The organism is Pelagibacterium limicola, assembly GCF_015694405.1.
Lineage (GTDB): Bacteria > Pseudomonadota > Alphaproteobacteria > Rhizobiales > Devosiaceae > Pelagibacterium > Pelagibacterium limicola.
In genome coordinates this window covers 377,477-403,836 of sequence record NZ_JADQDB010000004.1, presented here as the reverse complement: position 1 = coordinate 403,836, position 26,360 = coordinate 377,477, and the positions used below count along the sequence as shown (strand labels likewise).

The 26,360-nt window shown below is 62.4% G+C and carries 25 protein-coding genes; 21 read left to right on the top strand and 4 right to left on the bottom strand.

Features of this window, described 5'->3' with window-relative positions; translation table 11 throughout:
* The first annotated feature begins 146 nt into the window (after positions 1-146).
* The 11 genes from I2G20_RS10820 to I2G20_RS10770 all read left to right on the top strand — a co-directional run bounded on the left by I2G20_RS10820 (position 147) and on the right by I2G20_RS10770 (position 12,732).
* Complete coding sequence (locus I2G20_RS10820) at positions 147-1,142, top strand: N-acetylmuramic acid 6-phosphate etherase (protein ID WP_343070328.1); 996 nt, start codon at positions 147-149, stop codon at positions 1,140-1,142.
* A 71-nt stretch (positions 1,143-1,213) separates the two neighbouring features.
* On the top strand, positions 1,214-2,482 hold the full coding sequence (locus tag I2G20_RS10815; protein ID WP_196259705.1) for an ABC transporter substrate-binding protein: 1,269 nt from the start codon (positions 1,214-1,216) through the stop codon (positions 2,480-2,482).
* A gap of 91 nt (positions 2,483-2,573) precedes the next feature.
* A complete protein-coding gene (locus tag I2G20_RS10810) occupies positions 2,574-3,497 on the top strand; it encodes a carbohydrate ABC transporter permease (protein WP_196259747.1) in 924 nt (307 codons plus the stop codon).
* A complete protein-coding gene (locus tag I2G20_RS10805) occupies positions 3,497-4,336 on the top strand; it encodes a carbohydrate ABC transporter permease (protein WP_196259704.1) in 840 nt (279 codons plus the stop codon). Before I2G20_RS10810 ends, I2G20_RS10805 begins: the two co-directional genes overlap by 1 nt.
* Complete coding sequence (locus I2G20_RS10800) at positions 4,333-5,391, top strand: Gfo/Idh/MocA family protein (RefSeq protein WP_196259703.1); 1,059 nt, start codon at positions 4,333-4,335, stop codon at positions 5,389-5,391. The genes I2G20_RS10805 and I2G20_RS10800 overlap by 4 nt, the downstream gene beginning before the upstream one ends.
* A gap of 11 nt (positions 5,392-5,402) precedes the next feature.
* Positions 5,403-6,407 (top strand): ABC transporter ATP-binding protein, encoded by a 1,005-nt coding sequence (locus tag I2G20_RS10795; protein WP_196259702.1) that lies wholly within the window; start codon positions 5,403-5,405, stop codon positions 6,405-6,407.
* Positions 6,408-6,484: 77 nt separating this feature from the next.
* Positions 6,485-7,564 (top strand): site-2 protease family protein, encoded by a 1,080-nt coding sequence (locus tag I2G20_RS10790; RefSeq protein WP_196259701.1) that lies wholly within the window; start codon positions 6,485-6,487, stop codon positions 7,562-7,564.
* Positions 7,565-7,667: 103 nt separating this feature from the next.
* Positions 7,668-8,345 (top strand): hypothetical protein, encoded by a 678-nt coding sequence (locus I2G20_RS10785; protein WP_196259700.1) that lies wholly within the window; start codon positions 7,668-7,670, stop codon positions 8,343-8,345.
* Between the two features lie 9 nt (positions 8,346-8,354).
* On the top strand, positions 8,355-9,758 hold the full coding sequence (locus I2G20_RS10780; protein ID WP_196259699.1) for an O-antigen ligase family protein: 1,404 nt from the start codon (positions 8,355-8,357) through the stop codon (positions 9,756-9,758).
* Entirely contained in the window at positions 9,755-10,540 is a 786-nt protein-coding gene (locus I2G20_RS10775) for a metallophosphoesterase (protein ID WP_196259698.1), read from the top strand. Before I2G20_RS10780 ends, I2G20_RS10775 begins: the two co-directional genes overlap by 4 nt.
* 56 nt (positions 10,541-10,596) lie before the next feature.
* On the top strand, positions 10,597-12,732 hold the full coding sequence (locus I2G20_RS10770) for a polysaccharide biosynthesis tyrosine autokinase (protein WP_196259697.1): 2,136 nt from the start codon (positions 10,597-10,599) through the stop codon (positions 12,730-12,732).
* A 127-nt stretch (positions 12,733-12,859) separates the two neighbouring features.
* On the opposite strand, the gene I2G20_RS10765 is transcribed toward I2G20_RS10770, so the two are convergent.
* Positions 12,860-13,435, bottom strand: a complete 576-nt coding sequence (locus tag I2G20_RS10765) for a transglutaminase-like cysteine peptidase (protein ID WP_196259696.1) — start codon at positions 13,433-13,435, stop codon at positions 12,860-12,862.
* A 207-nt stretch (positions 13,436-13,642) separates the two neighbouring features.
* On the opposite strand from I2G20_RS10765, the gene I2G20_RS10760 reads away from it, so the two are divergent.
* Positions 13,643-14,071 (top strand): hypothetical protein, encoded by a 429-nt coding sequence (locus I2G20_RS10760; protein WP_196259695.1) that lies wholly within the window; start codon positions 13,643-13,645, stop codon positions 14,069-14,071.
* 119 nt (positions 14,072-14,190) lie between these two features.
* On the opposite strand, the gene I2G20_RS10755 is transcribed toward I2G20_RS10760, so the two are convergent.
* A complete protein-coding gene (locus I2G20_RS10755; protein ID WP_196259694.1) occupies positions 14,191-14,403 on the bottom strand; it encodes a hypothetical protein in 213 nt (70 codons plus the stop codon).
* 345 nt (positions 14,404-14,748) lie between these two features.
* Here I2G20_RS10755 and I2G20_RS10750 point away from each other — a divergent pair, with 345 nt between their 5' ends.
* From I2G20_RS10750 to I2G20_RS10710, 9 genes are all read left to right on the top strand, one after another.
* On the top strand, positions 14,749-15,567 hold the full coding sequence (locus I2G20_RS10750; RefSeq protein ID WP_196259693.1) for a sugar transferase: 819 nt from the start codon (positions 14,749-14,751) through the stop codon (positions 15,565-15,567).
* A gap of 56 nt (positions 15,568-15,623) precedes the next feature.
* The gene (locus I2G20_RS10745; protein ID WP_196259682.1) at positions 15,624-16,970 is read left to right on the top strand and encodes a UDP-glucose dehydrogenase family protein; all 1,347 of its coding nucleotides are present in this window, start codon (positions 15,624-15,626) and stop codon (positions 16,968-16,970) included.
* 104 nt (positions 16,971-17,074) lie between these two features.
* Positions 17,075-18,199, top strand: a complete 1,125-nt coding sequence (gene gmd / locus I2G20_RS10740) for a GDP-mannose 4,6-dehydratase (protein ID WP_196259692.1) — start codon at positions 17,075-17,077, stop codon at positions 18,197-18,199.
* 3 nt (positions 18,200-18,202) lie between these two features.
* Entirely contained in the window at positions 18,203-19,153 is a 951-nt protein-coding gene (gene fcl / locus I2G20_RS10735) for a GDP-L-fucose synthase (RefSeq protein ID WP_196259691.1), read from the top strand.
* The gene (locus I2G20_RS10730) at positions 19,150-20,415 is read left to right on the top strand and encodes a WcaI family glycosyltransferase (RefSeq protein WP_196259690.1); all 1,266 of its coding nucleotides are present in this window, start codon (positions 19,150-19,152) and stop codon (positions 20,413-20,415) included. The genes fcl and I2G20_RS10730 overlap by 4 nt, the downstream gene beginning before the upstream one ends.
* The gene (locus I2G20_RS10725; protein WP_196259689.1) at positions 20,415-21,680 is read left to right on the top strand and encodes a hypothetical protein; all 1,266 of its coding nucleotides are present in this window, start codon (positions 20,415-20,417) and stop codon (positions 21,678-21,680) included. The genes I2G20_RS10730 and I2G20_RS10725 overlap by 1 nt, the downstream gene beginning before the upstream one ends.
* Before the next feature lie 8 nt (positions 21,681-21,688).
* Positions 21,689-23,065 (top strand): hypothetical protein, encoded by a 1,377-nt coding sequence (locus I2G20_RS10720; protein WP_343070327.1) that lies wholly within the window; start codon positions 21,689-21,691, stop codon positions 23,063-23,065.
* A complete protein-coding gene (locus I2G20_RS10715) occupies positions 23,065-24,159 on the top strand; it encodes a glycosyltransferase (RefSeq protein ID WP_196259688.1) in 1,095 nt (364 codons plus the stop codon). Before I2G20_RS10720 ends, I2G20_RS10715 begins: the two co-directional genes overlap by 1 nt.
* Positions 24,156-24,740, top strand: a complete 585-nt coding sequence (locus I2G20_RS10710) for an LbetaH domain-containing protein (RefSeq protein WP_196259687.1) — start codon at positions 24,156-24,158, stop codon at positions 24,738-24,740. Before I2G20_RS10715 ends, I2G20_RS10710 begins: the two co-directional genes overlap by 4 nt.
* Here I2G20_RS10710 and I2G20_RS10705 read toward each other — a convergent pair whose 3' ends face one another.
* The gene (locus I2G20_RS10705) at positions 24,741-26,033 is read right to left on the bottom strand and encodes an SGNH/GDSL hydrolase family protein (RefSeq protein ID WP_196259686.1); all 1,293 of its coding nucleotides are present in this window, start codon (positions 26,031-26,033) and stop codon (positions 24,741-24,743) included.
* Complete coding sequence (locus tag I2G20_RS10700) at positions 26,034-26,291, bottom strand: spike base protein, RCAP_Rcc01079 family (RefSeq protein ID WP_343070326.1); 258 nt, start codon at positions 26,289-26,291, stop codon at positions 26,034-26,036. It abuts the gene before it with no gap.
* Positions 26,292-26,360 lie beyond the last annotated feature (69 nt).

Below are 26,360 nucleotides of genomic sequence, written 5' to 3'. Positions count from 1 at the left end.
AAGACCTTTGGCCAACCCCCGCCAGCGTAAAAATCGCTGAAACCGAAAATATCGCGTAGCTGCAATTGGATAACGCCTGCCAAAGCCGACACTTTCAACAATCCGGTAACCCTCTCTGGACAATTGGTATTTTTTTGGCATTATAGGTGCCGACAGGAGGACTGCATGATGAGGGATTGCAGAACGGCATCGAAGGGGAGACGTTGCGCTGGCTCGGCCTGCAACGTGCCGCTGCAATGAACGCTGTGCCGGCCACCGAAATCGCCGATGCCCGTTATGCCGGTCTTGACCGCTGGGCCGATGAGGATGTGCTTGCCGCGCTGCTCGATGGGCAGCGCCGCGCCCTCGACAGCGTCCAAGCCGCAATCCCTGCCCTCGCCCTTGCCGCCAACGCCGCAGCAGACGCGCTGCGTTCGGGCGGGCGGCTGGTCTATATCGCTGCCGGCAGCCCGGCGCTCCTTGCGATGACCGACGCGCTTGAAATTCCCCAGACCTACGGCGTCGCGCGCGAAAAGATCGTTCTCGTTCTCGCGGGCGGGGACGCCCTTATCCGTGAATTCGCCGGCGGCCCCGAAGACGACGCCGAGCAGGCGCGAGCAGACGTTGCAACCACCGCAATCGGCCCGAACGATTGCGCGATCTGCGTATCGGCCAGCGGCACCACGCCCTATACGGTGGGCGGGCTCAGGGCGGCACGCGCGGCTGGCGCGAAGACGGTGGGCATTGCGGGCAATGCAGGCGCGCCGCTTCTGAGCGAGGCCGATATCGCGGTCCATCTCGATAGCGGGCCGGAGGTGATTTCAGGCTCGACCCGGCTTGGCGCGGGCACGGCGCAGAAGGCCGCGCTCAACATGATCTCGACCCTCCTGGGGATCCGGCTCGGTCACGTCCACGATAACTACATGGTCAACGTCACGGCGGACAACGCCAAGCTCGTCAAGCGTGCCACGGGCATCGTCTCGCGCGTCGCCGGGTGCGACGCGGAACGCGCGGGCCGGGCCATGCAAGCCGCCAACAATTCAGTCAAGCCCGCCATCCTTCTGGCGGCGGGCGCAAGAAACCTGCCGGAAGCCGAGGCATTGCTCGACGCCTCCGGCGGGGTTGTCAGGACAGCATTGGAAAGGCTTTCCGGCTCAACCTGACGGCCAAAAGGGATCATGTGGGTGCCGGATGCTCCGGGGCCGCATGAAGCGCAAGAAAAGAGAGGACCATCATGACCTACCCGACCAAAACACAGCTCATGAGCGCCAGCGCGGCGCTCGTTCTGGGCCTTGCCGCCGCCCCGCTCATGGCGCAGGACGTAACGCTGACCATCGAGAGCTGGCGCAACGACGACCTGTCGATCTGGCAGAACACGCTGATCCCGGCTTTCGAGGCCGCCAATCCCGGCATCCGCGTGGTTTTCGCCCCTTCGGCACCGACCGAATACAACGCCGCGCTCAATGCCAAGCTCGAAGCGGGCTCAGCGGGCGATCTCATCACCTGCCGTCCGTTCGACGCTTCGCTCGCGCTCTACAATGACGGCTATCTGGCATCGCTCGCCGATCTCGAAGGCATGGGCAATTTTTCCGACGTCGCGAAATCGGCATGGAACACGGACGATGGCGCCAACCCCTTCTGCGTGCCGATGGCCTCGGTGATCCACGGCTTCATCTACAACAAGGATGCTTTCGCGGAACTGGGGCTTGAAGTGCCTGCGACCGAGGACGAATTCTTCGCCGTTCTCGACGCGATCAAGGAAGATGGTTCCTACATCCCCATGGCGATGGGCACCGTGGACCAGTGGGAAGCCGCCACAATGGGCTACCAGAACATCGGGCCCAATTTCTGGAAGGGTGAAGAAGGCCGGCTGGCGCTGATCCGTGGCGAACAGACGCTGACCGATGAGGGCTGGGTCGAGCCTTACCGCGTCCTTGCCCGCTGGGGCGAATATCTGGGCGACGGGTTCCAGGCACAGACCTACCCGGACAGCCAGAACCTCTTTACGCTCGGCCGCGCCGCGATCTACCCTGCGGGTTCGTGGGAAATCGCGCTGTTCGAAGAACAGGCCGATTTCGCCATGGGCGCCTTCCCGCCCCCGGTCCGCAATGCGGGTGACACCTGCTACATCTCGGACCACAACGACATCGCCATCGGCATGAACGCTGCAACGCCCAATGCCGATGCGGCGCGCACCTTCCTCAACTGGGTGGCTTCGAGCGAATTCGCCTCGCTCTATGCCAATGCGCTACCGGGCTTCTTTGCACTCTCGAACGAGCCGGTCGAGATGGAAAACGCCCTGGCGCAGGACTTCGTCTCCTGGCGCGAGGATTGTGAATCCACCATCCGCTCGACCTACGCGATCCTCTCGCGCGGCACGCCCAACCTCGAAAACGAGACCTGGAACGCCTCGGCTAACGTCATCAACGGCACCGAAACGCCCGAAGATGCAGCGGCCCGCCTCCAGTCCGGCCTCGAGAGCTGGTACACCCCGGCGAACTGATAAAGTTCGCCCCTCCCGCTCCCTCCCCTTCGCGGGGAGGGAGTCCTCGGGACCATTCTGATTTCAAACGAGGGGGACAGCCGTGACGGCTATGGATCCGGGCCCGAAGCGCGCGAGGCGCTGGCATATTGCGGTTTTTCTAGCACCGGCGGTGCTGGTCTATACCGCGATCATGATTTTTCCCCTGTTTGCGACGCTGTTCCAGTCGCTGTTTACCCGCGTCGAAGGCCAGCAGGTGTTCGTGGGCCTGCGCAATTTCACGACGCTGTTCGGCGATCCGCGCTGGTCGGCGAGTTTCTGGAACGCGCTCTGGAACAACACCTGGTTCTTCATCGTGCATATGCTGGTGCAGAACCCCATCGGCATCCTGCTCGCCGCGATCCTTTCCAATCCACGGCTGCGGTTTCGTGGGTTCTACCGCACGGCGATCTTCATCCCGACGATCCTGTCCTTCGTGATCGTGGGGTTTGTCTGGAAGCTGATCCTCTCTCCGCTCTGGGGCATTGCGCCCTCGATGCTCGACATGGTCGGGCTCAGATTCCTGTTCGGGCCGTGGCTGGGGCAGGAAACGACCGCATTGACGACACTGGCGCTGATCTCGGTCTGGCAGTTCGTGGGCATTCCCATGATGCTGATCTACGCCGCGCTGCTCTCGATCCCCGACGAGGTGATCGAGGCCGCGGAATGCGACGGGATCACCGGATGGAGCCAGTTCTGGAAGATCCAGCTGCCCCTGGTCCTGCCCACCATCGGCATCATCTCGATCCTGACGTTCGTGGGCAATTTCAACGCCTTCGACCTCGTCTACGTTTCCCAAGGCGCGCAGGCGGGCCCCAACTATGGCACCGACCTGCTCGGCACCTTCCTTTACCGCACCTTCTTTGGGTTCCAGCTCCAGCTTGGCGATCCGAACATGGGCGCGACAATCGCCTCAGTGATGTTCTTCATCATCCTCATCGGCGTCTCGATCTACCTCTTCCTCATCCAGACCCGCCTGCGGAGGTACCAGTTCTGATGCAAACCGCACGCGCCTCCCTGCCCCGCGCCGCCGCCGCGCACGCTGTCCTTCTGGCGTATACGCTGATCGCACTGTTTCCGGTGTTCGTCATCGTCATCAACGCCTTCAAGGAGCGGCGGGCAATCTTCAATTCGCCGCTGGCGCTGCCCGGCCCCGAAACCTTCTCGACGATCGGCTTCGAGACGGTGATGAGCCAGGGCAATTTCCTGCTCTACTTCCAGAATTCGTTCATTGTTACCCTCGTCTCGCTGTTCTGTGTACTGCTGTTCGGCGCCATGGCCGCCTTCGCGCTCTCTGAATACAAGTTCAGGGGTAACCTGCTGATGGGGCTTTATCTGGCGCTCGGGATCATGATCCCGATCCGGCTGGGTACGGTGGCCATCCTGCAATTGATGGTCGCCACGGGGCTCGTCAACACGCTGACCGCCCTGATCCTCGTCTACACCGCGCAAGGTCTGCCGCTGGCGATCTTCATTCTCTCGGAATTCATGCGCACGGTTTCGGATGATCTGAAGAATGCCGGGCGCGTCGACGGACTCTCCGAATACCGCATCTTCTTCACGCTCGTCCTCCCGCTGGTACGCCCCGCCATGGCGACGGTTGCGGTGTTCACGATGATCCCGATCTGGAACGATCTGTGGTTCCCGCTGATCCTCGCGCCCGCTGAATCGACCAAGACCGTCACCCTGGGGGCGCAGGTCTTCATCGGGCAGTTCGTCACCAACTGGAACGCGGTGCTCGCCGCGCTGACGCTCGCGATCATTCCGGTGCTGGTGCTCTATCTCATATTCTCGCGGCAGTTGATCCGCGGCATTACCGCAGGGGCCGTAAAATGAACGAGAAACCTATCCGCGTGCTCGTTGCCGGGCTGGGCAATATGGGCCGTGCCCACGCGCTCGCCTATCACAACCATCCCGGATACGAGATCGTGGGGCTGGTCTCGCGCGGCACATCTCCGGTGCCGGAGGGGCTCGAGACCTACCCGCACTGGACCGACTTCCGGACTGCCCTCGCCGAGACCAAGCCCGACCTCGCTTCGATCAACACCTATTCGGACACCCATGCAGACTATGCCATCGCCGCGATGAAACAGGGCGCGCACGTGTTCATCGAAAAGCCGCTGGCGACGACGGTGGTGGACGCGGAACGGGTTGTCGAAACGGCAAGGGCGCTCAATCGCAAGCTGGTGGTTGGCTACATCCTCCGGCATCACCCGTCCTGGGTGCGGTTCATCGCGGAAGCGCGCAAGCTCGGTGGGCCATACGTCTTCCGCATGAACCTCAACCAGCAATCGGCCGGGCGGTTCTGGGAAACGCACAAGACGCTGATGCAAACCACTTCGCCCATTGTCGATTGTGGCGTACATTATGTGGACGTGATGTGTCAGATCACCGATGCGAAACCCGTTCAGGTGCGCGGCATGGGTGTGCGGCTTTCGGACGAGATCGCGCCCGACATGTACAATTACGGCCACCTCCAGGTGCTGTTCGATGATGGCTCGGTGGGCTGGTACGAGGCGGCCTGGGGGCCGATGATTTCCGAAACCGCGTTCTTTATCAAAGACATCATGTCGCCGAATGGCGCGGTTTCGATCGTCATGGACGAGGGTGCGAAATCCTCGGACCACGAAACCCATACCAAGACGGCACGCATCCGCGTCCACCGCGCCGGTCTCGACGGCAAAGGCGAATTCATCCACGAGGACGAGATGCTTTCGATGGAGGGCGAGCCGGGGCACGATGCGCTTTGCGCCTCCGAGCAGGCTTATATGTACAGGGCCATCACCGAAGACATTGACCTCTCCCGGCACATGCAGGACGCCATCCAGTCGCTGCGCATCTGCCTTGCCGCCGATGAATCCGTGCGCACCGGCAAGCCGGTGGATCTCTAGAAGGACAACAAATGGAAGCGCTAAAGCTCTCTTCGATCAAAAAATCCTTCGGCCCGTTCGATGTGCTGCACGGCATCGACCTTACGGTCGAAGATGGGGAATTCGTGATCTTCGTCGGGCCGTCGGGGTGCGGGAAATCGACGCTTCTGCGCATCATCGCCGGACTCGAAGACGCCACCTCCGGCGCGGTCGAGATCGGCGGCGAGCGGGTCGATACCCTGCCCCCGGCCAAGCGGGGGATCGCGATGGTGTTCCAGACCTACGCGCTCTATCCGCACCTGACGGTCAAAGGGAATATGAGCCTGGGGCTTAAACAGGCCGGCAGCGCACAATCGGAGATTGCCGAGCGCGTTGCCACGGCCTCAAAAATGCTCTCGCTCGATCCCCTGCTCGAGCGGCGCCCGGCGGAGCTTTCAGGCGGCCAGCGCCAGCGCGTGGCCATCGGGCGGGCCTTGGTACGCAAGCCCAAGCTGTTCCTGTTCGACGAGCCGCTTTCGAACCTCGACGCGGCCCTGCGCGTCAACACGCGGCTGGAAATCGCTAGGCTGCATCGGGAGCTGTCGGCCACGATGATCTACGTGACCCACGATCAGGTCGAGGCAATGACGCTGGCCGACAGGATCGTCGTCATGAACGCTGGACGGATCGAGCAGATCGGCTCGCCGATGGAACTCTACAACAAGCCTGCCAACATGTTCGTCGCCGGGTTCATCGGTTCGCCGCAGATGAATTTCCTCGATGCCGACGCGCTGCACGTCACGGGTGCCAAGACACTCGGCATCCGGCCCGAGCACATGAGCATCGATGCGGTTGCGGGCGATCTTGCCTGTGAAGTCGTCCACATCGAACAGCTGGGGGCCGACACGAACCTCTATCTCAAAAGCGAGAAGATCGGCCTGCTCACCGCGCGCCTGTTCGGCGAACATTACCACGCTGTCGGTGCGCGGGTGTTCGTGACCTTCGACAAGTCCAAGCAACACCTTTTCGGCGACGAGGGGCAGCGGATCGCGGGGTAGGCAGTCCCCTTTGACATACCGGCAGGTTACGACCACTCTGTAGCCATGCCGTTCGTACCCTGGAAAGGGCAAGTCGCGTGAGTTGGTCGTTTCCCATAGGGTCGCTGTTCGGGACTGAGGTTCGCATCCACGTCACCTTTTTCCTGCTGCTGGCCTGGATCGGCATTTCGGCGGGGTTGGCGGGCGGGGTTCCGGCGGCCATCGATGGGATCGTACTCATATTGGCCGTTTTCGCCTGCGTAGTGGCCCACGAATTCGGCCATGTGCTGATGGCGCAGCGTTTCGGTATCAGGACGCCCGATATTACGCTCTTGCCCATCGGCGGGCTGGCGCGGCTGGAAAGAATGCCCGAGAACCCCGGCCAGGAGATTGCGGTCGCCCTCGCCGGCCCGGTCGTCAATCTTGTTATCGTCATCGCCCTCGTGATCGTTCTCGGTGCAAGGCTCGATCCTGCGGCGCTACCCAATGTCGTCGATTTCGAGACCGATCTTCTGATGCGGCTCGCAAGCATCAACCTGTTCCTTGCCCTCTTTAACCTGCTCCCGGCCTTCCCGATGGATGGCGGGCGGGTGTTGCGGGCCGTGCTCGCGCTCCGCTTCAACCGCGCGCGGGCCACGCGGTATGCGGCGGTGGCGGGGCAGGTGTTTGCCTTTCTCTTCGGGCTCCTGGGGCTGGTCGCGGGCAACCCGCTGCTCGTTTTCGTCGCCGTCTTCGTCTATCTCGCGGCGACGGCGGAAAGCAGTGAGGTCACGATGATCGAAGCCGCTCGGGCGCTAGCGGCGCGCGATGCGACCATCACGCGGTTCGAAACCCTTTCGCCGCAGTCAACGCTCGATGATGCGGCGGATGCGGTCGTCAGGACCACGCAGGAGGAGTTTCCCGTGCTCGACGCCAATGGGCATCTTGCCGGGTTCGTCACCCGTTCCGCATTGTTCAAGGCGCTCGGTTCGATGGAGCGCAGCGCCCCCGTCTCGGCGATCATGCACGTCGATGTTCCCGTCGTGCGGACCGGTTCGAGCCTGCATCTCGCCATCGAGGCGATGCGCAAGGCCAGCGCGCCCGCCGTGGGCGTGATCGCGGCGGACGGCTCGTTCAGGGGGTACATCACGCCCGAGAATATCGGAGAGCTGATGGTGATCCGCGGGGACCGGGCCTAGCGGCGACCAGCCTTTAACCCTGCGTCAAGGAGGACCTTGACCGTGGGGCCTGATGCGCGCAACCTGCGGGCTTATTGATTACTTCATTTTACCAAGTCTTTTCATGCATACGTACCCTAGTGCCCTGATGCTGGGCATCGCTGCCCTTGCCCTTGCGGCTGCTGGATGGTGGCTGACGGCGCGGGAGCTCTCGCCCTACCAGTTTTCGTTTGCGGTCCTACGCGACGCGGCCGCTTACGCCGACGCAGCGCCAGCCCATGCGCTTTCGCTCGAAGGCAACCGTGTCCTCCTCGATACATGCGCCCGTGGGATGCAGGGGGTATCCTTTCTCGCCAGCCCCACGGCCCTCAAAACCGCCGTCGCCCATCGGTGCCTCGACATGGCTGGCGAGACCGCACGGCTCATGCCCACTTATTCCTATGCGCACTATGTTTCGGCAATGGCGCTGCTGGCGCTCTACCGGGCCGAGGCGGCGGAAGAGGCGCTGCTTTTATCGCACCAGGGCGCGCGAAACGAGCAGTGGATCGCCGAGTTGCGCGTGGCGCTCGCCGAGGACAACGCCGAACTGCTGGGCGATTATATCGGCTCCGTCCACCGCCTGGATCTGGCAATGCTCGTCCAGTCCCGCCGCGGCATACGCTCGATCGCGCACCGGTATGTCGCGAGTCCCGATTTCAGGAGCCGGGTAACCGATGTCGTCGAAACCCTGCCGCCTGACGTCCAGGCGCGTTTCGTGCAGACCGTCCGCTCTGAAGCCAATGCGCTGCTGGCACGGCGATAGGAGCGGGTGATGGCACTGGACCTTGACGGTTTCGAGATCACGCGCGCACCGGCAGGACCAAGCCGGATGCGGGCTGGCCGCAGCGGACAATCGCGGCTCAACAAGGGCACGGCCGCCGCCCTGGTTGCCATGCTGTTTCTGTTTCCCATTCCCCTTGCCGCCAACAGGCCAATATTCTGGGCCATCAACGCCATGGCCATCGGCGCCCTGGCTCTGGTTTACGCCATCGCCATGATGCGCATGGAGGAACGGTTCCGCTTCCCGCTCCTGCGCGTGCCAGCCCTGACGATCTTATGGACCGCGCTGTGCCTTTATATGGTCGTCCAGCTATTGCCAGTCGGCGCGTTCGGGGCGGAAACCAGATGGGGCGATATCTTTACGACCTCCCAGATCTCCATCGCGCCGGGCATGACGATCCTGGCGCTGGTGCAGTTCGCAACCTTCGGCGTCTTCTTTTTTCTGATGTTGCAGGTCACGAGCAACCGCTCGCGGGCCATTCCGGTTGCCGAGGCGCTTTTCGCGATCGTCGTGGCCTTTGCAGTCTATGGCGTTCTGGCATTGACCCAGTTCGGCGATACGTTGCTGTTTTTTGAGAAGTGGGCCTATCACGGTTCGGCGACCGCGACCTTCGTCAACCGCAATTCCTATGCGACGTTCCTCGCCTTCGGGCTGGTCATCGGCGCGGCTCTTTCAATCCGGAAACTGGCCGAGGGCCGGAGTCCCAGGGGTTCCACGCTTATCCTTTACGGGCTGGGAATGGCCGTCATCGTTTCCGCACTCCTGCTTTCGCAATCGCGCATGGGTCTGGCTGCCGGGCTAACGGGCAGCGTATTCGTGCTGGCGGCGGGGGGCGTCAAAATGAGCCGGGAGCGCCCGGCACTCGGGCTCGCCGTAATCTGCCTTGGCGCCGTTGCCGTGGCGGGGCTCGCGATGCTTTTTGGCAGCGGAACGCTCGAACGACTGGGCAGCACCGAACATGACCTGGACGTGCGCCGGGCGCTCTACGAGCAAGTGGCGGTGCTGATCGGTCAAAGGCCGTGGCTGGGATTTGGCGCGGGGAGCTTCGAGCTGGCGTTTCCTCTTGTCCGCGACCTGCCCGTCAGCCCCGATCGCGTCTGGGACAAGGCGCATTCGACCTATCTTTCGCTTTGGGTGGAACTTGGGCTCATTGCCGGCTCCATTCCCTTGTTGGCTATCGGCTGGATCGGGCTCAAATGCGCGCGGCTTTTCGTCCTCCGCAAGACGGATTGGACCCTTCCTCTGGCCGCGCTGGGAGCCATCGTCGTCGCGGCGCTCCACTCGCTCGTCGATTTCTCTCTTGAAATGCAGGCCAATGCGTTCTTCCTTGTAGCGATACTCGCCATCGGATTGGCGGGCGAAAGCAATTTCGTCCCCAGGAGCGGGCATAAATGATGCGCTTTCTTGCCGGCCGGTTGAGCAACGGCGGCGCCGCACGTCCTCTTGGGCAGGGCCGTCCACGCCTTGCTACGCCCGAATTTCCGGCCGTTATCTACGCAGTGGGGGATGTTCATGGGCGCCTCGACCTGCTCAAGCGCCTGGAAGAGAAAATCGCCACCGATGCGGTCACGATTTCCGGGCAGGCACTGATCGTCATGCTCGGAGACTATATCGACCGCGGGCCATCCAGTGCCCAGACCCTCGCCCATCTCATTTCGCCCATGGCCGACGGGCTTCGCCGTATCTGCCTTTGCGGCAACCATGAGCAGGCGATGTTCGAGGCGCTCGACGATGCCGAGAGCTTTTCATGGTGGCTGCGTTTCGGGGGGTCGGAAACGCTCGCCTCCTATGGCATTTCAGAAGACGCGGTCAGGGCACGCTGGGAGGTCGTGCAGAACGTTCTGGCCGACTACATTCCCATCGAGCACATATCGTTTCTTGCAGGACTGCCCGTCATGCTGCGGGTTCCGGGCTATGTGTTCGCCCATGCCGGCCTCAGGCCGGGCGTCGCGATAGAAGACCAGACCGATCACGACCTGTGCTGGATACGCGACCTCTTTCTCGAGAGCGGCTTTGATTTCGGCGCTACCGTCGTTCACGGTCATACCATCGCCCCGTCCGTTCACGTCAGCAAACGCCGCATCGGGCTTGATCTCGGGGCCTTCGCCTCCGGCCGACTCGCAGCCGTGCGTCTCATGCAGGGGCGGTCTCCCAAAATAATGGAAATACAACTGTGACGCTTTCGGGCTAGAGTGCCCGGCATTTTTTGATTTTTTTAGATAATGGAATTGCGATGGAAGAGTCCGAGTTCAATATCCGGAGCATAATCGGGCTGTTACGGCGCAGGCTGCGGCTGATTATCGTGACCCTGGTGGCCGTGTTGGTGCTGGCAGGTATCGTGACGATAGCGCTGACGCCCCTCTTCACCGCGTCCACGCTGATATTCATCGATACGGCGCGCAAGAACCTGCTCGATCCCGACATGCAGAACACCAGCGCGGCCTCCGATAATGCCCGGGTCGACAGTGAAGTGGAAATCCTTCGGTCCGACACCATTCTCATCGACGTGATCGACCGGCTGGGACTGATCATGGATCCCGAGTTCGGCGTCAAGCTGGGCCTGCGCGACAATGTTCTCGCCTTTCTGCGCCTCGGCGAGGGCCAGCTTCCCTCGGGCGAGGCTGCGGTCCAGAGCGTGCTGGGGAAGCTCAGAAGCGCGACGACCATCCAACGCCGCGGCCTCACCTATCTGATCTCGGTCCAGGTGCGGTCCGAAAGCCCGGACCGCGCGGCGGCTCTCGCCGATGCCATTGCCGAGGCCTATATCGGCGCTCAATTGCGCGCCAAGGTCGAAGGCGTGATGGCGGCAAGCCAGATTCTCGAAGCACGCGTGACGCAAGCAAGGGCCAATGTCCTTGAAAGCGAGGAACGGTTCGATGCGTTCATTTCGGACAATATCGACCAGTTGGCGGCCCAGCCGGGCTCGAGCGTGGCGATGTTGCGCTCCAGCCTGGATTCACTGACGACTGAGCGCGAGGCTCTGCAAAACCGTGTCGTGGCCGGCGGCGCCGCGCTGCGGCAACGCGATTGGGCAGAGGTGGTTTCCACCCTGCAGAGCGATGCGCTGGCCGAACTCGAACGCCAGCGCGAAGCCACGGCAGCGGCGCTGTCCGCGGCAGACGCCGGATCGCCCGCGGCGGTCAACCTGCGTGAAGAGCTGGCGACCATCGAGCGCAGTCTCGAACAACAGGCGGACCGAGACATCCGTTCGATCCGCGCCGAGGTGGCCGAATTGGACGAAGAGGTCGGGGGTATGCGCCAGCGGATGCGATCGGACCTTCTGGCCAGCGACCTACCCCTCGATGTGTTGACGGGGCTTTTCGAACTGCAGCAATCGGCGGACCTGGCCCGCGCCCAGCTCCAGACCCTTCTGGCGCGCGGCAGCGATTTGCGGGTGCAGGCCGAGCTCCAGCTTTCCGACAGCCGTATCGTCTCGCGTGCCATGCCGCCCGCCCAGCCGAGCTTTCCCAATACGCGGCTGATCCTGCTGCTGGCAGGGCTGGGCGGACTCGGCCTGGGCATTGGACTGGCCTTTGTTTACGAGAATTTCGTGGGCGGCTTCCTCTCGGACACCCAGCTCGCGACCGTAACGCGCAAGCCTTCGCTGGGCGAAGTGCCGTTGCAGAAACTTCCGGCCGACACAGTCTCGGCGGCAAAGCTGATGGTCGACGCGCCCTTGTCGCGATATGCCGAATCCATACGGCGCATCCGCGCGGGAATCGACCTGCACCTCAGCGAAGGCCGGGAATCCGGGCAAATGCGGGCAAGCAGGGCGGGCAGCGGCAAGGTGGTGATGGTCACCTCCTCGGTCTCCGGCGAGGGCAAGACGACCATCGCGCTTTCGCTGGCGCGCGCCTATGCCGTTTCGGGCAAGAAAACCCTGATCATCGACTGTGACCTACGCCGGCCCTCCGTACACAAGCATCTCTCCTTCGATCCCAATGTGGGTTTGCTCGAGTATCTCGCGGGGCGCAGCGAGCCAAAATCGCTCGGCTCGCTGATCATGCGCGACGACCAGACCGGCCTGAGCGTGCTCGTTGGATCGCGGCGTTCCGACATTCCGACCGACCAGCTTGTCACGGGGGTGACCTTCGGCAATCTGATCGAAGCGGCCACCAGCAATTTCGACATCATCATCCTCGACACCCCGCCGGTTCTTCCGGTGGTCGACGCAATCTATCTTGCTCGCCATGCGGATGCCGTCCTGTTCATCGCCAAATGGTCCTCGACCGCGCAGAGCGAAGTGCGCTCCGCGCTCGAACGGCTCGGCGGATCCATGCGGAACCCGCCCATCCTGACCGTGCTCAATCAGCAGGCGGAGACGCGCGCCGGATATGGGCGGGCCTATGGCGGCTATTACGAAGGGTAACCGGCACTTCGGCCCGGCTGCGAGAAGCCAGCCGGCCCCTTGCTCATAAACCGACGCGCCGCGCGGAAAGTCCGGCGCGGCGCGTCATTGCTTCAGTTCCCCGCATGCCGGGGAAGTATCGTCTTGATTACGCCACCGAATTCCACTTCCGGAGGTCCGGGGAGGAAATGGCGATCAGGCGATGGCCTGTCTGGTTGAAGGGCTTGATCTGGCCGGTGAGGTTATCGAGTACAAGGTCGCCCTGATCGGTGCGCACCACCAGCACGGCATGGCCTTCCCCGCGCGAGGTATAGCCGATTGCCAGGCGCAGGGCGCCGGCGGGAACCCCCATCTCGATGAGCCGTGCGCGCTTGTTCATCGCGTAGTCCTTGCAATCGCCCGAGCGCGCGCCGAGTTCCCAAACCTGAGTTGGACGCAGCACGGGGCGGATCGAGGAGTTGACCGAGCGGTTGACCGAATTGAGCGCGTTCATCATCGCTGCGTCGAGCTGGACCTGGGTGGCAGGTCCGCCCTTGCAATGGGCCGGGCTCCGCAGGCAGAAAATCTGTAGCCCGACCGGAGCGGTGGTTGCCCCCAGCGTGGTGATGCGGGCGGTTGGGCCGGTAAGGCCTGTACGATCGAGTGCGGACGGAGCAAGCGCCAGGCCGCTCGGCGCCAGGCTCAAGGTAAGAGCTGCAGCAAGAACAAAGGCGGGTATACGCATCGGATTTCTCCACGGGTTCGGTTCGTGGAAGCAATCCTGCCATCGCCGCCTTCAAAATTTTGTCCATTATTTGATGACAATTTTAGATAAATTGCGCGCGGCAAATAGAGCACGGCATCTGCGCGCTACCGGCGATCTCCTTGACAGGATGCTGCCCCACCAAATAGTATAAACCAATATTTAACTATAACTTTTTTGGTGTTTGCCATGTTTAAAGCCCTTGGTCCGGTGGCGATTGCTGCCGTTTTAGCCCTTTCCTCCGTCACACCCGCATCTACCCAGGTCGCAGCGGCGCCCGACTTTTCGAGCATTCGCACCGTCTGCTCGCTACCGGATGCGCAGCAGGCCGCATGCACGGCAGCGATCCTCGCTTACGTAGCTTCTTTGCGCGCGCAGGGGCTCTCGGCCGCGGACATCGATGTGCTTCTGGGCCAGCTCGCCGCAGCCCTTGCCGAAGATTCCCTGCTGCCTGGCGCGCCGAGCGGGATTATCGCCCTGGCTCTCAATACGATAGCCGAGCAGGTGAGCGATCCGGCACAAGCCGCCCAGCTCGTCGCACTGGCCACGGCCATCCAGAACGGACAGGACCTTCCGGTCGCCGCTATCGGCGCTCCGACGCCGGCCAGCCCGAACTAAAAGAGAACCGCCGGCTGACCTATGCGCCAGCGCTCGCCTCTTGGGGCGAGCGTTCGCATCTGGCTGGTTGTTGAACGTGCGGCGAGGCGAATGTCAGGGCCGCGATTTAATCGAACGCCTCAGCGCGAGCGTATGCGCTGCATTTGAGGCAGCCCGACGAGGTTACCGACAACGCCCATATTGAACGCCATGAAGGCCATCAGGGCGGGCAGGAGCCCCAGGATCAGCGCCATGACAGGGAGGACCGCGGCGAGGAGCGCGGCGGCAAGGATCAGCGCCACCCCCGAACGGGCGGAAACGAGGCCGAGCAAAAAGCAGATCAGTATGCTCATCGTGCGATCCTACACTAATCGTCCAGCAATTACGCGCGTCAAAAATTAAATTCCCCTTAATATATATCCACCCGCGATGCCGATGCGCAGCAACTTTTCCAAGTTATTCTGGTCATGCCGGCACCTCATTGCAGGTCTGCAACAGGTGCATGGCGCGAAGGCGATGATCCCCCGGATACCGGGGGGTTCGGCATTCCGGGCAGCGCTTGGTTGGTTAACCAGACGTAAAGAAATGGTTGGAAAGCAAATTTGATTGTGCATTAATGCGTCTTATTGCCGACGGCGCCCATTTTTTAAGCCGTGACCTTTTTTAAAAAAATTAGCCCGATCTGGAGGGCAAAAAGCATGTCCGAGGGAACCTCGATAGACCTGATCGATTATCAGGCGACACAACTTCCGGCAGAAGCAAAACCGTCAATCCCCGGGCTGGACGCGCGCCAGCCCGAACCTTCCTATCATTACGGCAGGCGGGCGCGCCTGGGGGTCATCGTGCAGGACGTATCGGGCCTGCTGCTGACCTTCGAAAATGGCGTTCCGGCGGTCGACCCGGCCGTCCGCCCGTCGACGGATGCCATCAAACGCGGGCTGGACATCCTGCTCTCGTTCGGTGCGCTTGTCGTGCTTCTGCCGGTTTTCGTCCTCATCGCCATGGCCATCAAGTTCACGAGTCCGGGACCTGTATTCTTCAGGCAGGCGCGCGAAGGGCTCAACGGCGAAATCTTCTCGATTTACAAGTTCCGCACGATGTATCCCGACCGGTGCGATGCAAGTGGCATCGCCCAGACGCAGCGCGATGACGACCGGGTGACGCCGATCGGCAGGCTGCTGCGCAAAAAGAGCCTCGATGAACTTCCCCAGCTCTTCAACGTACTCAAGGGTGAGATGTCCATCATCGGACCGCGCCCCCATGTTCCCGGCATGCTGGCCGGCGGACAGCGATACGACGATCTGGTGCCCTATTACCCCGAGCGGCTCAGGGTGAAGCCTGGCCTGTCGGGTTGGGCCCAGGTCAACGGCCTGCGCGGGCCGACCAAGAACGCAATGCTGGCCCGCTTGCGGATCGATCACGATCTCGCCTATGCCGCCAATCACTCCATCGCTCTCGACCTCAAGATCATCCAGCTCACGCTGTGGCGAGAGGTCATCAACGGGCAAGCCGACTGAGGCCCCGGAGGCCGGGCCCTTGGCCCTTTCATCATCGATGATCGAGGAGCTCAGGAATGCATATAGCGATGGTAGGGTCTGGCTATGTTGGGCTGGTGAGCGGGGCGTGTTTTGCCGATTTCGGTCATTGGGTGACGTGCGTTGATGTGGACGCGGGCAAGCTGGAGCGCTTGCGGGACGGGGTAATGCCGATCTACGAGCCCGGGCTCGAGGAACTGGTGCGCACCAACATGGAGGCGGGGCGGCTCGATTTCACGACCGATCTGGCGGCGGCGGTGGGCAAGGCCGATGTGGTCTTCATCGCGGTCGGCACGCCCTCGCGGCGCGGGGACGGACATGCAGACCTCTCCTATGTCCATGCGGCGGCCGCCGATATCGCCCGCGCGCTCGAAGGGTTCACGGTGATCGTCACCAAGTCGACCGTGCCGGTGGGAAGCGGGGACGATGTCGAGCGGATCATCGGCGAGACCAACCCCGATGCCGATTTCGTCGTCGTCTCCAACCCCGAATTCCTGCGCGAGGGCGCCGCGATCGAGGACTTCAAGCGCCCCGACCGCATCGTTGTGGGGCTCGAGGACGAGCGGGCCCGCCCCGTGATGGAAGAGGTCTACCGCCCGCTCTATCTCAACCAGGCGCCCCTGATGTTCACCGGCCGCCGCACCGCCGAACTCATCAAATACGCCGCCAATGCCTTCCTGGCCATGAAGATCACCTTCATCAACGAGATGGCCGACCTGTGCGAGAAGGCGGGGGGCGACGTACAGGCGGTGGCGCGCGGGATCGGGCTCGACAAGCGCATCGGCCCCAAATTCCTCAATGCCGGCCCGGGCTATGGCGGAAGCTGCTTTCCCAAGGATACGCTGGCCCTGGTCAAGACGGGCCAGGAATATGACGCGCCGCTGCGGCTGATCGAGGCGACCGTGGCGGTCAACGAGAACCGCAAGCGGGCCATGGGCCGCAAGGTCATCGCGGCCTGCGGGGGCTCGGTGCGCGGCAAGCGGATCGGCATTCTGGGCCTGACCTTCAAGCCCAATACCGACGACATGCGCGATGCCCCCTCCATCGCCATCATCCAGGCCCTGCGCGACGCCGGCGCGGAAATCCGGGCCTACGACCCCGAAGGCATGGACATGGCCAAATCCCTCATCGAAGGGCTCGAATGCGCCGCCGATGCCTATGACCTGGCCAACAACGCCGATTGCCTGGTGCTGGTCACCGAGTGGAACCAGTTCCGATCTCTCGACCTCGGGCGCATCCGGGCCCTGATGGCTACCCCCTGCTTTGTCGACCTGCGCAATGTCTACCGCGCCACCGAAATGGAAAAGGCCGGCATCGCCTACACACCCATCGGACAAGGCGCACAGACACAAAACCAAATCCTCCATATGGATGCCGCTCAATGAGGATTTTGCAACCGAAATTCTGAAGATAGCAGATAAACTGCCTGCAAATTCAATATTTTAGACCATTTTAACTGCGTTTCTCTCGTTTTTTGAGTTGGATTGAAATGACGACCAAGAGAGCCCTGATTACCGGCATCACGGGGCAGGACGGCTCCTATCTTGCCGAGTTGCTGATCGAAAAAGGCTATGAGGTCCACGGCATCAAGCGCCGGTCCTCGCTGTTCAACACCCAGCGCATCGATCATCTCTATGAGGACCCGCACGTCGGCCGCGTTCCGATGAAGCTCCATTATGGCGACCTGACCGACACTTCAAACCTCACGCGGCTCGTGCGCGACATCGAGCCGGACGAGATCTATAATCTCGGTGCCCAATCCCATGTCGCGGTGTCGTTTGAGGCGCCCGAATATACCGCAGATGTGGACGCGATCGGCGCCCTACGCCTGCTGGAAGCGATCCGCTTCCTTGGGCTCGAACGCAAGACCCGGTTTTACCAAGCCTCGACGTCCGAGCTTTACGGCCTGGTCCAGGAAACCCCGCAGCGCGAAACCACCCCTTTTTACCCGAGGTCGCCCTACGCGGTGGCCAAGCTCTATGCCTACTGGATCACCGTCAATTATCGCGAGGCGTACGGGCTCTACGCGTGCAACGGCATCCTCTTCAATCACGAGAGCCCGCGCCGGGGAGAAACCTTCGTCACGCGCAAGATTACCCGCGGGCTGTGCAACATAGCGCTCGGGCTCGAGTGCTGTCTCTACATGGGCAATATCGATGCGCTCCGCGATTGGGGGCACGCCAAGGACTATGTCCGCATGCAGTGGATGATGATGCAACAGGCCGAGCCCGAAGATTTTGTCATCGCGACAGGGCATCAATATTCGGTGCGCGCGTTCATCGGCTGGGCAGCGGCAGAGCTCGGGATCACGCTGGAGTTTTGCGGCTCGGGGGTCAATGAAATCGGCATCGTCGCCAAGGTCGATGGCGACCTCGCGCCAAACGTGAGAACCGGCGACACGATTGTTCGCATCGATCCGCGCTACTTCCGCCCATCGGAGGTGGAAACGCTGCTCGGCGATCCCGAAAAGGCCAAACGAAAGCTCGGCTGGGAACCGCAGATCACCGCGCAGGAAATGTGCCGCGAAATGATCGAAGCCGATCATCTGATGGCGAGGCGCTACGCGCTGCTCAAAGCCAACGGACTCGAAATGCCCGTGAGCATGGAAGGCTAAGCCATGGCCTTCGATCTCAGGGACAAGCGCATCTGGGTGGCTGGTCATCGCGGCATGGTCGGCAGCGCGGTTCTGCGCCGGCTCGCGAGCGAGCCCTGCAAAATCGCCACCGTCGACCGCGGCGAGGTCGACCTGACGCGTCAGAGCGACGTCGAAGCCTTTGTCCGCGATGCCAGACCCGATGCAATCGTTCTGGCGGCGGCCAAGGTGGGCGGCATTCTCGCCAATGACAGCTATCCCGTCGACTTTCTCGTGCAGAACCTGCAGATCGAAACCAATATCTTCGCGGCGGCGCACGCCTATGATGTGGATCGGCTGCTGTTTCTCGGATCGAGTTGCATCTATCCCAAACTTGTGCCTCAGCCCATCACCGAAGAAGCCCTGCTGACCGGCCCGCTCGAACCGACAAACGAATGGTATGCGATTGCCAAGATCGCAGGGATCAAGCTCGCTCAGGCCTATCGCAAGCAGTTCGGGCGCGACTACATCTCGGCGATGCCGACCAATCTTTATGGACCCCGCGACAATTTCGACCTCAACTCCTCGCACGTCCTCCCTGCCCTCATCCGCAAGGTGCACGAAGCGAAGCAATCGGGGGCTTCCGCGATCACCATCTGGGGCACGGGCGCGCCCTTGCGCGAATTTCTCCATGCCGACGATTGCGCGGATGCGCTGGTATTCCTGCTCAAGTCGTATTCCGAGACAAGCCACGTCAATGTGGGGTCGGGAGAAGACATCTCAATTCTCGATCTGGCCCGCCTCGTGTGCCGGGTGGTCGGCTTTGACGGCGTGATCGAACACGACCTCACCAAACCCGACGGTACGTCGCGCAAACTCATGAGCAGCGACAGGCTACGCGGCATGGGCTGGATGCCGAAGATCGGGCTCCAAGACGGGATCGCGCGCACCTATCGCTGGTTTCTCGAAAACGAGACGAAGGATCCGGCAAGATGAAGCTTCTGATCCTCGGCCTCAATTATGCGCCCGAACGCGTGGGCATCGCCGTCTACACGGCCGGCATGGCCGAAGCCTTGGCGGCGGCGGGACACGAGGTCCAGGTGGTGGCTGGCCGCCCCTATTATCCGGGCTGGAAAATCCTCGAGGGACACAATGCGTTCACCTATTCGCGCGGGAAGGAAAACGGCGTCGATGTGACGCGCGTTCCCCACTACATACCGCAAAACCCCTCGGGCACACGACGGCTGCTCCATCATGCGATCTTTGCGATAACCAGTTTTTTCCCGATGCTCTGGCGCGCGGCGGCATGGAGCCCGGATGTCGTCATGACGATCGCGCCCTCGCTGATCGCCGCGCCGATTGCCCGGTTGGCCGCCGGCCTGTGCGGTGCGCGTTCATGGCTCCACATCCAGGACTTCGAAGTAGAGGCTGCCTTCGCCACGGGGCTGCTTGCGGATGGTGGCCGCCCTGCACGTGCGGCCCGCTGGTTCGAGCGCCAGGTGATTCAGAGTTTCGATACCGTCAGCTCGATATCGCCGCAGATGTGCCGCAAGCTCATCGAGAAGGGTATCGAGCCCGACCGGGTCGTCGAGTTCCGCAACTGGGCCGATATCGACGCGATCCGTCCGATGGAGCGGTCCTCCTCCTTCCGGGCCGAGTGGAACGTCGAGACGCCCCATGTGGCGCTTTATTCCGGCAACATCGCCAACAAGCAGGGAATCGAGATTGTTGTGGAGGCAGCGCGGCGGCTCAAGGATCGCCGGGACCTGACATTCATTGTCTGCGGCGAAGGCCCCAACAAGGCAAACCTCGAGGCACAGGCCGGGGACCTCGACAATATCCAGTTCCACAACCTGCAGCCCAAGGAACGGCTGAACGATCTGCTGGGTCTCGCCACGATCCACCTGCTGCCGCAAATGGCCGGTGCAGCGGATCTCGTGCTGCCCTCAAAACTCACCAACATGCTCGCCTCGGGTCGACCCGTCGTGGCAACGGCGGAGAAGGGCACCGGGCTCTACGATGAGGTAGAGGGGTGCGGGATCATGACCAAGCCGGGAGACGTGGAGGCATTTGCCGCCGGGATTACCATGCTGATCGCGGCACCCCCGACCTATCAATCACTGGCAGCATCGGCGCGCGCGCGCGCAGAGGCGCGTTGGGGCGCGCGGGAGATTTTGTCCCGCCTAGAGGCCCGGCTGTTTACCTCCTCCTTTGCACGGCCGGCACGGTCGCAAAACATCGTCAGAGACGGAAGTTGATGGCCACCGGAGCAAGAAAATTCACCAATCTGGTTCTCCTGCTTGGGGGCTTTGCCACCGGGCAAGGCGCCATATTTCTTGCCCAGACATGGCTGGTGGCGCGCCAGGACCTCGCGCTGCTTTCTGCATTCGGTATTCATTTTTCTTTCGTGATATTGGCTGCGCTGGTTATCGACTGGGGCGGGGTCACTGTCCTCGCACGCGAAACCGCGCAACACGCTTCTCAACCGCGTTCCGCCACTGAAATCTGGGGCGCGTACTGGTCGATGGCAGCGTTCCGCCTGCTCGTGGGCCTTGTGGTGGGCGCTGCCGCTCTCGTGACCTTCGCGATCTCCTCGGACGTTTTCACGAAAGCCTATTTGCTGGCGGCGCTTCCGCTCATCCTGATATGGCCGTTCAATTTGACGGGTCTTCTGGACGGATGGCGCATGAGCGGGATCAGCGGCATCTCCGCCATTCCTCCCTATATTCTCGCGGCTCTGAGCATCGTCCTTGCCAGTGGCAGCGAACCCGAAACGGCCGGCCTGATCATGGGCGCCGCGCTGAGCGTCGGGTTTGCACTCGTCGTCGCCATTCAATTCACCTTTGTCCAGGTCACCGGGCGGGGACCAAAATGGGCAAGGCCCAATTGGACTAACATCTGGCGCGCAGGGCAAAGCGGGTTCGGCGCGTTGTGGTCCACGCTGCCCGGCCAGCTTTATTTCCGCGTTCAACTCATTTTCGCCGCAGCGTTTCTGGGCGAGGTGGCGGTTGCCATCCTCATCTATGCCAAACAGCTTGTCTCGGGATTTTCGCAGCTGATCGCCTTCATGCGCCGTGTCGAGTTTCCCGACCTGGTTGCCAGGCTCGGCGCCGCAACAGGTCATCCGATAAGCGAAATTCTCAGGGTCCAGCAGAAAGGAACCCTGGCTGCAGCCATCTCAATGATACTTCTCTGCACGGTAGGTATTGTCTCAGGCTTGGTCCTCAAGGATGCGCCGGCCAGCGCTGGTGTCGCAGTCGCGATATTTGGGCCGACCGTTCTCTCGGGTGCCATCGCGCTTTCGTTCATACAGGGCCTGAATGCTCTCGGACTCTATAGCTCGGCCGCCATCATCATGCTGTTTTCCGTCGCGCTTGGAACGGCATTGAGCAGTGTTACCGTCGCGATTTCCAGCCTTGCCGTACTGGCGTTTGCCGATGTGGTCGCCAATGTCCTGACAGTCGCGCTTGCGTGCGGGCTCCTTCATCGACGCGCCCGCAGCCGCGAACAAGCAAGCGTGTGAGAAGCTCGGTGGACACCGCATTCGCGACACGCTCGGACCCGGTTGGCCGTGCAACGCATCAGCCGCCGTGGCGCTGGCTGGCCGTTTGCGTGCTTTACCTGATCAACCTGCCTTTCGCGGACAATCCGGCAAGCCTGGTGCTGACGCTGCCGGCTTTTGCTCTCGTCATCGTCGGATTGGTTCGCTTGCGTTCTCCCAATGTACAGGTGGGAGACGTTTTCTGGTTCTGTGTCTTCATCTTTTTCGTTCTCGGCCCGATCCAGGGAATGACCGGATGGACAATCGGTGCGCGGGATGGATGGGCCCAGATTGTCTACACGGCCGACGAATACATTCTCGCCTCAACTATCGTGTTCCTCTTCCTTCTTCCCTTCGTTTTCATACGGCTTGAATATCCGCCGGTACCGTTGTCCGGAAAAGCACCAGGACTTGGCACGCTCGCGATGGCCAACGCCGCGGGCTTTGTGTGTTTCGTTATCTCCCAGGGCGGCATTGCCGGCGTGCTCTCGCCGCGTCTGGAGCAGGCGGGCGCCGACGGGTTTATTGCCAGCACACTGTTTCTCGGGCTGCAGACCGTAACGACCGCCTTGATAGCATTGCGCATGCACCGGAAGGTGACGCCACTAGCGGTGGCCATATTCACCTTGGCAATCGTGGCGCTGGTGGTGACGCGAAACCCTTTCAACGCCTCCCGCTTTTCCCTTCTGGCGGCTTGGCTACCGGTTGTCCTCGCCGTGACGGGCGGGCGCCTGCCGGCGCCACTCTTTAATCTCGGCAGTCTCTTTGGCCTGGTCGTGCTGTTTCCGATCTTGAGCCTTACCACCCGGCTGGGTGTCGATGGCCTCAATGCAATCGCCCACATCAACTTCCTCGAATATGTGCTCCATATTCCCTTCGTCGATGTCTACGACACGCTCGTTCATGCCGTGCGCTACATGCAGGCAAACGATCACACCGTGCTGGAAAAGCTGGGCGCTATTGTCCTTTTCTTCATTCCCCGGTCGATCTGGCCAGAAAAGCCGATCGTGGGGGGTCTCGATATCGGGAAGGAGATCCATGCGATCGGCATGGAGGGGACGGCCAACCTGTCTTTTTTCATCGGCGGTGATTTCTACATGGATCTGGGCCTTGTGGGGGTGTGCATCGGCGGGCCGTTGTGCGCTGCGCTCCTCGCCTGGACGCTCAAGCGGAAGTTCGGCTTTTTTTATGGCCTGCCGGTCCTGCATTTCCTCTTCATTGCGTCCACGCCTATCCTGCTTCGGGGGCCGGTCGGCGCGGTCCTCCCCTTATTTTCAATGCAAATCCTGTCGCTGCTGATCCTCAGCGTCTCGAGCCCGCCTTGGGTAAAACCAACCCCCTCAAGCCAACTTCCCATACGCCGATAATGAAAATCGCCCACTATTCCACCTCCCTGTCCCGCTCCGCAGGTGGCCTTTACTACTCGGTCTCCGGCCTCGCGCGCGCGACCGCCGCTCAGGGGCACGAGGTGGCCGTTTTTGGTGGTGCGGACGCGCATTTTGCGGGGGATAGGGCCGTATGGGGCGATCTGGATGTCAGGTCATATGCTGCGCCGCTTGGCCGCTACGGCTTCCACCCTGCGATCATCGGCGACATCGTGCGGTATCGGCCGGACGTCTTGCATATCCACGGCATCTGGTCGGCGGCCTCGGTCTATGGCCGGGTGGCGGCCTTGCAGAATCTGCCCGTTGTCGTCTCCCCGCGCGGCATGCTGGACCCCTGGATTCTCGCGCGCCGCCCTCGCACCAAGACCCTGCATGCAGCCTTGTTCGAGCGCCCGATGCTCCGAAAAGCGCAGGTTCATGCCCTCGCCGAAAGCGAGAGGCAATCGATCGTTCGTTTCATGCCCGAGTTGGCGGATCGGGTGTTCGTTCTCCCCAATGGCGTACCCGCAGCAGACCGCATGGGCGGCTCCGGCTCGCGGTCCGGCGCGCTTTATCTGGGCCGTCTGCACGAGAAAAAGCAGGTTCTGGAATTGATGCGCGCCTGGGCTGCCAACCCTGCCCTTTCCGGCGAGACGCTGACGATCGCGGGATGGGGCGAAAGGGCTTATGAAGCGGAGGTCCAGGCGCTTGCGGCCCAGACCGCCAATATCGCCTTTGCCGGCGCGCTGTATCACGAGGCGAAAACGGCGGCCCTGCGAGCTGCGAAACTCTTCATCCTTCCGTCGCTGAGCGAGGGACTCCCGATGGCGGTGCTGGAGGCGCTGCAATACGGCGCCGTTCCCGTCATCACCGACCAATGCAATCTCCCGGAACTGTTCGAGGATGGAATCGCGCTGCGCATAAGCTCCGATTTCACGGATTTCGACCGCGTATTGGGCCTTGCCGTCCGCTGGGACGAGGCGACGTTCCGGGCGCGCTCCGAGCGGGCCAAGGCGTATTCCGAACGCTATCTCTGGAGTGCTGTCGCGCAGGCGATGGTCGAGCAGTATGAAACCATTTGGGGCGCCCGGCGATGACAATTCCGGAAGATGGACCATCCGACATACTCGATGCGCGCGCTGCCGGATCGCGTCATGGCGGTCCGAGTTTCTCGCTCAGGCATCGGCTCGTCCGGGCATTATGGGCTGTGGTCTGGACACTCGGTGCGCGCTGGACGCCCCCGCCCATGCATGGCTGGCGGGGCTTCCTACTGCGATCATTCGGGGCGCGCATCGACAGAACCGCGCGTATTTACGGCTCTGTGCGCGTCTGGTACCCGCCCAATCTGAGCGTGGGGCGCAATGCCGTGATCGGCCCGGGCGCGATCTGTTATTCCATGGCGCCGTTGGAGATCGGCGACGATGCGGTTGTTTCGCAGCGCGCCCATTTATGCGCAGGCTCGCACGACATCGACGACCCCCATTTTCAACTGGTGGTCCGGCCAATCGTCATCGGTCCCAAAGCGTGGGTGGCCGCGGAGGCCTTTGTCGGTCCCGGGGTGGAAATCGGCGAAGGCGCTGTGCTCGGTGCGCGCGGCGTCACCGTCAAAAGTCTGATGCCGTGGACGGTCTATGTCGGCAATCCGGCGCGTACCGTACGCAAGCGTCAGACGCACTGATTACCCGGCCAAGCGTCGCCGGATCGCTTCCGCCACAACCCCATACCCGGCGTCGTTAAGATGGATGTGGTCGCTGCGGAGCGAGGCCGGCATCACGTCGTTGGCGATGTCCGCGGCATCGGCGGTCGGGTCCCCCGCGGCGATGAGCGCGGCGCGAAGATCCACAAAGCGGGCGCCATAGAGCGCGGCGAGCTCGGCATTGAGCGCGGTGATGGCGGCATGGGCGCTGGTTCCCGTGATCTCGGTGCCGCCATTGAGGATGGCCCCGACGAGATAGCGGCCATGGCCCAGATGCGCGATCATGGCGGCGATATCCGCCTTGACGGCGGCCGGATTGCCGGAATTGTTCCGCCCCGCCCAGATCAGTGCCGTGTGCGTGCGCAGGGACGTCGCTTCGTCGGGGATAAAAGGCGTGCCCGGCGGGCAAGTAACCGCCGACCCGAAATCGTCGCGCGTGAACGTCCAGTGGCCCGAACTGTCGGTTGTCATCCGGCCGTGCACGCCCGCGATCGTCCCCAAAGACGAGCCGGTGAAAACGCCGCTGTTGAAGAGGACGTTGACCGACTTTTCGCTGACCGCCACCGGCAGCGTTGCGGCCGCCACAAGATTGCTGATCCGGAAGGTATGCGTGCTTGTGCCGATGAAGAGGGCGAGCGTGGACCCGCCGGAACCGGAAAGGGTAACGGACTTGTGGCCGGACCCCGTCACGCCGATGGGCGAACCGGCCACCCAACTCCCCGCGGTAGAGGCGTTGCCGGCGCTGGTTAGCCCAACCTGCATCGGCGTATCGGCTGTCGTCTCGAGGCCGAAGGTGACGACGATCTGCGTGCCGACCGGAAGCGTCTCCGACAGAGGGGTCAGGCGCACCTGCGCGCCCATCTGGCTGGAGGCCGCCTGCCCGGCAATCAGGAGGTCGCCTTCATCGACGGTGACCAGCGCGGGGCTTGCGCCGCCAGAGCGCGAATACCAGCCGTCGGTATTCTGCGACCAGTTGAAGGTCCAAAGCGTAGAAGCAGGGATTGCGTCGCCGTCCAACGTGACCAGAATGGGCACGCCCCCCTGGCGGGCCGCGATCTGCGTCGAGGTTTGCCCGCCAATGCCGCGATTGACCACCGTGCGGCCGCCGAGCATGGCCGAAAGCCGGACGGGATAGCGGAACGCATCCCCGCTTACGCCCGCCCCGCGCGTCAGGCTGTCGCCCCATGCGACGACACTCACGCGCGCACCCGATCCCGGCTGCCGCAAAGCTATATCGCCTTCAGCGAGCGCCAGCCCCAAACCCAGGTTACCCATTCAGTAAAGCCCCACGAGGGATGCAGCCGTCGTTGCCTCGAGCACCTTGCGTGCGCGAACCGGGAGCAACGCGCCATCGGGTAGGTTATGGAACGTGATCGTCTCGCTCGACAAAAGCTCAACCTCCAGCGTGCCGCCCCAGCCAACGTAGATGGCGCGGGTCGGACGCCCGAGTTCGACTTCGTCATCGGGAACAATGGCAAAACCGCCCGATGCGGGGGCGTCTTGCGCCAAGGCGCGGGTTTGCAGTTCGGACACGATCTTCTCCTTGTGCCGGTCAAGCGATGTCCGACCAAGGATAAGCCGCCCCCGCGCAGCGGGGATTAA

Excerpts from the sequence above, each read along its gene's own strand:
- I2G20_RS10815 (WP_196259705.1), top strand. The coding sequence starts at position 1,214 with ATGACCTACCCGACCAAAACACAGCTCATGAGCGCCAGCGCGGCGCTC.
- I2G20_RS10810 (WP_196259747.1), top strand. The coding sequence starts at position 2,574 with ATGGATCCGGGCCCGAAGCGCGCGAGGCGCTGGCATATTGCGGTTTTT.
- I2G20_RS10805 (WP_196259704.1), top strand. The coding sequence starts at position 3,497 with ATGCAAACCGCACGCGCCTCCCTGCCCCGCGCCGCCGCCGCGCACGCT.
- I2G20_RS10800 (WP_196259703.1), top strand. The coding sequence starts at position 4,333 with ATGAACGAGAAACCTATCCGCGTGCTCGTTGCCGGGCTGGGCAATATG.
- I2G20_RS10795 (WP_196259702.1), top strand. The coding sequence starts at position 5,403 with ATGGAAGCGCTAAAGCTCTCTTCGATCAAAAAATCCTTCGGCCCGTTC.
- I2G20_RS10785 (WP_196259700.1), top strand. The coding sequence starts at position 7,668 with ATGCATACGTACCCTAGTGCCCTGATGCTGGGCATCGCTGCCCTTGCC.
- I2G20_RS10780 (WP_196259699.1), top strand. The coding sequence starts at position 8,355 with ATGGCACTGGACCTTGACGGTTTCGAGATCACGCGCGCACCGGCAGGA.
- I2G20_RS10775 (WP_196259698.1), top strand. The coding sequence starts at position 9,755 with ATGATGCGCTTTCTTGCCGGCCGGTTGAGCAACGGCGGCGCCGCACGT.
- I2G20_RS10770 (WP_196259697.1), top strand. The coding sequence starts at position 10,597 with ATGGAAGAGTCCGAGTTCAATATCCGGAGCATAATCGGGCTGTTACGG.
- I2G20_RS10765 (WP_196259696.1), bottom strand. The coding sequence starts at position 13,435 with ATGCGTATACCCGCCTTTGTTCTTGCTGCAGCTCTTACCTTGAGCCTG.
- I2G20_RS10760 (WP_196259695.1), top strand. The coding sequence starts at position 13,643 with ATGTTTAAAGCCCTTGGTCCGGTGGCGATTGCTGCCGTTTTAGCCCTT.
- I2G20_RS10755 (WP_196259694.1), bottom strand. The coding sequence starts at position 14,403 with ATGAGCATACTGATCTGCTTTTTGCTCGGCCTCGTTTCCGCCCGTTCG.
- I2G20_RS10750 (WP_196259693.1), top strand. The coding sequence starts at position 14,749 with ATGTCCGAGGGAACCTCGATAGACCTGATCGATTATCAGGCGACACAA.
- I2G20_RS10745 (WP_196259682.1), top strand. The coding sequence starts at position 15,624 with ATGCATATAGCGATGGTAGGGTCTGGCTATGTTGGGCTGGTGAGCGGG.
- gmd (WP_196259692.1), top strand. The coding sequence starts at position 17,075 with ATGACGACCAAGAGAGCCCTGATTACCGGCATCACGGGGCAGGACGGC.
- fcl (WP_196259691.1), top strand. The coding sequence starts at position 18,203 with ATGGCCTTCGATCTCAGGGACAAGCGCATCTGGGTGGCTGGTCATCGC.
- I2G20_RS10730 (WP_196259690.1), top strand. The coding sequence starts at position 19,150 with ATGAAGCTTCTGATCCTCGGCCTCAATTATGCGCCCGAACGCGTGGGC.
- I2G20_RS10725 (WP_196259689.1), top strand. The coding sequence starts at position 20,415 with ATGGCCACCGGAGCAAGAAAATTCACCAATCTGGTTCTCCTGCTTGGG.
- I2G20_RS10715 (WP_196259688.1), top strand. The coding sequence starts at position 23,065 with ATGAAAATCGCCCACTATTCCACCTCCCTGTCCCGCTCCGCAGGTGGC.
- I2G20_RS10710 (WP_196259687.1), top strand. The coding sequence starts at position 24,156 with ATGACAATTCCGGAAGATGGACCATCCGACATACTCGATGCGCGCGCT.
- I2G20_RS10705 (WP_196259686.1), bottom strand. The coding sequence starts at position 26,033 with ATGGGTAACCTGGGTTTGGGGCTGGCGCTCGCTGAAGGCGATATAGCT.